Raw genomic sequence first — 4,155 nt, 5'->3', positions numbered from 1 at the left:
GAATATCTTGAGCGGGCTGAAGGGACATCCAAAGGAAAGATCGTCCTCGCTACCGTTTATGGCGATGTGCATGATATTGGCAAGAACCTCGTCAAGACGATCTTGAGCAATAATGGCTTTGAGGTCGTTGACCTGGGCAAGCAAGTCCCCGCCGAGACAATCATCAACGCCGCCATCGAGGAAAATGCCGATGCGATCGGCTTGTCCGCACTTTTGGTGAGCACCTCGAAACAGATGCCATTGATCATCAATGAATTGCATCGACGGGGCAAGAATATCCCGATTTTATTGGGCGGTGCGGCGATCAACCGGCGTTTTGGACGACGGATCAATAAAACTGAAGATGGGGCCTGGTACGGCGCCGGAGCCTTCTATTGCAAGGATGCCTTTGAAGGCCTCGAGACAATGGAGTTGCTCCAGGATGCCGAACAGAAACCAGCGCTGATGGAACGGTTGCAAGCCGAGGTCAAGGGCGAAGCGGAGCGGGCATCTGCTCCATCCAAGAAAAAAGTGAATATCCAACGTTCACGAGTCCAGCCGATCCCGATCCCCTTGCCATCGCAGCTGGGTCCACGGATCGTCAAGGATATGCCGCTTGAGCTGGTCTTTGAGCATCTCTATAAAAAGGAACTTTTCCGTCTTTCATGGGGCGCGAAAAATGCGCACGGCGAAAAGTGGAAAAAGCTGGAAGCGGAGTTTGAATCGCGGCTGGCGAAGATGAAGAGAGATGCCTTGCAGGAGGGCTGGTTGAAACCGCAAGGAGTTTATGGATTCTGGCCCTGCCAGGCAGAAGGGGATGATCTGGTGATCTATGATCCAGAATCGCTTAATGCAACTAAGGTTTCTCCCATAGAAAAGTTCAGCTTCCCCCGCCAACCCACGGGTGACAATCTCTGTTTGGCGGACTACTTTGCGCCCGTTGGCTCAGAGCAAATGGACGTGGTCGCTTTTCAGGTGGTCACCGTCGGCCTTGAAGCGACGGAAAAATTCGACGCTTTGCAGGCAGCAAGTGATTACTCGGAGGGCTATTTTATCCACGGCCTGGCAGTCCAAACTGCCGAAGCAACTGCCGAATATCTGCATCGCCACATCCGTCGTGAGATGGGGATCGCTGAAGGGCAGAGCAAACGCTACTCGTGGGGCTATCCGGCCATTCCTGATCTGGATGATCACAAAAAAGTCTTTGAGTTATTACCGGCCGAGACCGCATTGGGAATGACTCTAAGCACGGCCTTTCAATTGATCCCCGAACAATCGACGGCTGCGATTGTTTTACATCATCCTAATGCCAAATATTTTACAGTCGGAGAGAGTCGCACCGAACAGTTGACAAAATAAGTAGAAATACAAAGAGGGATTAGTAAATGATAATGAAAAATCATGACATGCGTGAAAAGGCTTTGCTTATTCTCTGGCTCAGCTTAAATTTAGGCCTGGGCATTTTCATAATGCAAGATTTTGGTATAAGTATTGATGAGGAAAATTATTACCTATATGCAGAGTCCACGATAGCCGCTTATTCATCCTTTTTCGGGCGGTTGTTTGAACCTATTTACGGACCAGGCAATTTGCCAAATTACGGTCCAGCCTTTTTATCTCTCGCTTATTTCCCAGCTCAATTACTTTCAACAATAATGCCAAAAGTTTTGGTAAGCGACATTTGGCATTATTCATATTTTATTACATTTCAGTTCGCGGGCTTATCTCTTTATCTATTAACTAAACGCTGGTTCAAGCAAGTGACAGCTTGGAGCGTTTTGATTTTATTTACTACCCAACCTTTGTTATGGGGACATGCGTTTATTAATCCCAAAGATATTCCCTTCATGTTTTTCTTTACATTCGCCATCCTAACCGGATTTTGGATGGTAGATTCCTGTGCTGAAAAACCCATTACGCTCTCTTTGAAAAGTCACCTTACCAGGTTTTTAAGAAAATGGCATCAGGTTATACCCAAGAAAAGAAAATTTTTTTCTTTCTGGATTAAAATTAACGGGGGAATGTGGATAATACTTTGGCTCTTTTCCTTTTGGGCCATTGAGAAAATAGTTGAATTCTTTTACAACGCTCCAAAAGGAGCGTGGGCACATGATATCTTTATACGATTAGCTACACAATCCAATGCGATTTCAGTAGAAAACTATATCCATAAAGCACAGCAACTCCTTTTGCGCGCCGAATACTCATTCTTATTTTTGAATTTCATCATCGTTCTTTTTTTCTTGAGCCGCTTACTTTCTCAAAATTTCACAGAACTCAATTTCAAAAAACGGTTTGATGAAATGAATTTTATAGAAAAAATCCGTCTTTTCCTCAAGGAAATCATGAAAAAGAAAAACCTGCTCAATTTCGTTCAACACCTATGGCGTAATCTGCGTGTATGGCATGTCATATTTGCGGGCATTATTCTTGGGATAACAAACTCCGTTCGCGTGCTCGGCCCTTTGGCAGGGGGGATTGTGATACTCTACCTTCTTTTCAAAGAAAGGCAAAGTAAGTTTTCTATTGTTGTTGCCTATCTTGCCTGGGCAAGCCTTAGTAGTTACCTCACCTGGCCATATCTTTGGAGGTCGCCTCTCAAACATTATTTTGAGAGTCTTACGATGATGTCAAGATTCCCCTGGGATGGAGATATACTTTTCAAGGGTGTTTTTTACAAGGCCATAGATATCCCACTATCATATTTACCAACTTTAATGGGTATTCAGTTTACCGAACCAGCTGTACTTTTAATACTGGTTGGTTTTATTATCTTCATAAAAAATCTACTTCAAAAAGATAGCCCGACTGATTTCCTGCTCTTCTTTTTATTCGGCTTTCTATTTGTATTTAGTGCCCTCATCCTTCTTCAGTCTCCGCTCTATGATAATTTCAGACAAGTTTTTTTTATCATTCCTGCACTTTTCTTACTCGCCGCACTTGCCTTAGAAAAACTGTGGGGGAGAGTTACAAAATACTGGGCACGTTCCATTATTATTATCCTTTTAGCCTTCCCTGGAATTTACCAAAGCATCCAACTTCATCCTTATGAATATACTTACTATAATTCCTTCGTCGGTGGGATGGGAGGGGCCTTCCGCCGCTTTGAAACAGATTACTGGCGCACATCCTATCGTGAACTGGCAGATACTCTTAACCCTCTCGCAGAGAATAATGCCAGAGTAGGTGTCGTAGGACACCAGTCCCTCACGCCTTATTCTCGTCCTGATTTGAATATAGTAAGAATAAATAGTGAAGAGTTTAAGGAGTTTGGCGGGTACGCAGTCTTGACCTCTCATTGGAATTATGATCAAGCCTATGGTGAAGCAACAATCCTGAAAACCGTTGAACGACAGGGCGCAATATTCTCAATTTTGAAGTATGTAGAAAAAGAAAGCCCTGATTAATTCACAATTGAAATATACAAAAAGAAAATATCACTACCATAGCGGTTTTCATGCGAAATCGTATACTTTCACACATTAACCTACAACCTTTCATAATAAGGTCAAAGACTAATTCCATTTGGGCATTATGCAAAGAGCTTATTAATCCAATCTCCCATTCCATCTACATCCAGAGATAAGTGGGTGGTAAAATCTTCAACAAACTCCTTTTCCTGGTAAAAACCATGCTCCTGACCATTGATATCGGCAACACCAACCTGACCATCGGCCTCTATGAAGGCGAGACTCTGAAACATCATTGGCGTTTGGCAACGGACCATAAGCGGATGCCCGACGAATATGGGCTCCAGCTTTTGGGGGTGCTCCAGCAAGCAGGCTGCGACAAAGATTGCCTGACAGGAATCTGTCTTGCCTCTGTTGTGCCAAATCTAACCAGACATGTAAAACAAGCCTGCGCGCAATATCTGGATCTGGACCCTCTTGTGGTAGATGTAGGAATCAAAACCGGCGTGCGTATTCTCTACGAAGATCCGAGCGCTGTCGGTGCAGACCGTGTTGCGGACGCGGTCGCCGTTCATAAGCTCTACGGCGGCCCTGCCTGCGTGATCGATTTCGGCACAGCGACCACCTTTAACGCCGTCAATGCAAAAGGCGAATATCTTGGCGGGGCGATCACAGCCGGCGTTAATCTCGCTGCGAGTGCGCTCTTTGAGCATGCCGCCAAGCTCCTACCAGTAGACCTTGCCCGTCCACCTTCGGTGATCGGAAA

The 4,155-nt window shown here is 45.0% G+C and carries 3 protein-coding genes; all 3 read left to right on the top strand.

Going from position 1 to position 4,155, the window contains the following annotated elements; genetic code table 11:
• Positions 1-1,338 (top strand): vitamin B12 dependent-methionine synthase activation domain-containing protein (locus AC3DOM_RS14980; protein ID WP_487919851.1); only part of this gene is annotated, 1,338 nt, incomplete at its 5' end.
• A gap of 32 nt (positions 1,339-1,370) precedes the next feature.
• Positions 1,371-3,386, top strand: a complete 2,016-nt coding sequence (locus AC3DOM_RS14975) for a hypothetical protein (protein WP_487919850.1) — start codon at positions 1,371-1,373, stop codon at positions 3,384-3,386.
• Between the two features lie 224 nt (positions 3,387-3,610).
• Positions 3,611-4,155: type III pantothenate kinase (locus tag AC3DOM_RS14970; RefSeq protein WP_487919849.1), on the top strand; the 545-nt coding region annotated here is incomplete at its 3' end.

The sequence above is a fragment of the Candidatus Desulfolinea nitratireducens genome (assembly GCF_982879505.1).
Note: the sequence above shows the minus strand (reverse complement) of the source record. Positions and strands in the feature narration are given on the sequence as shown.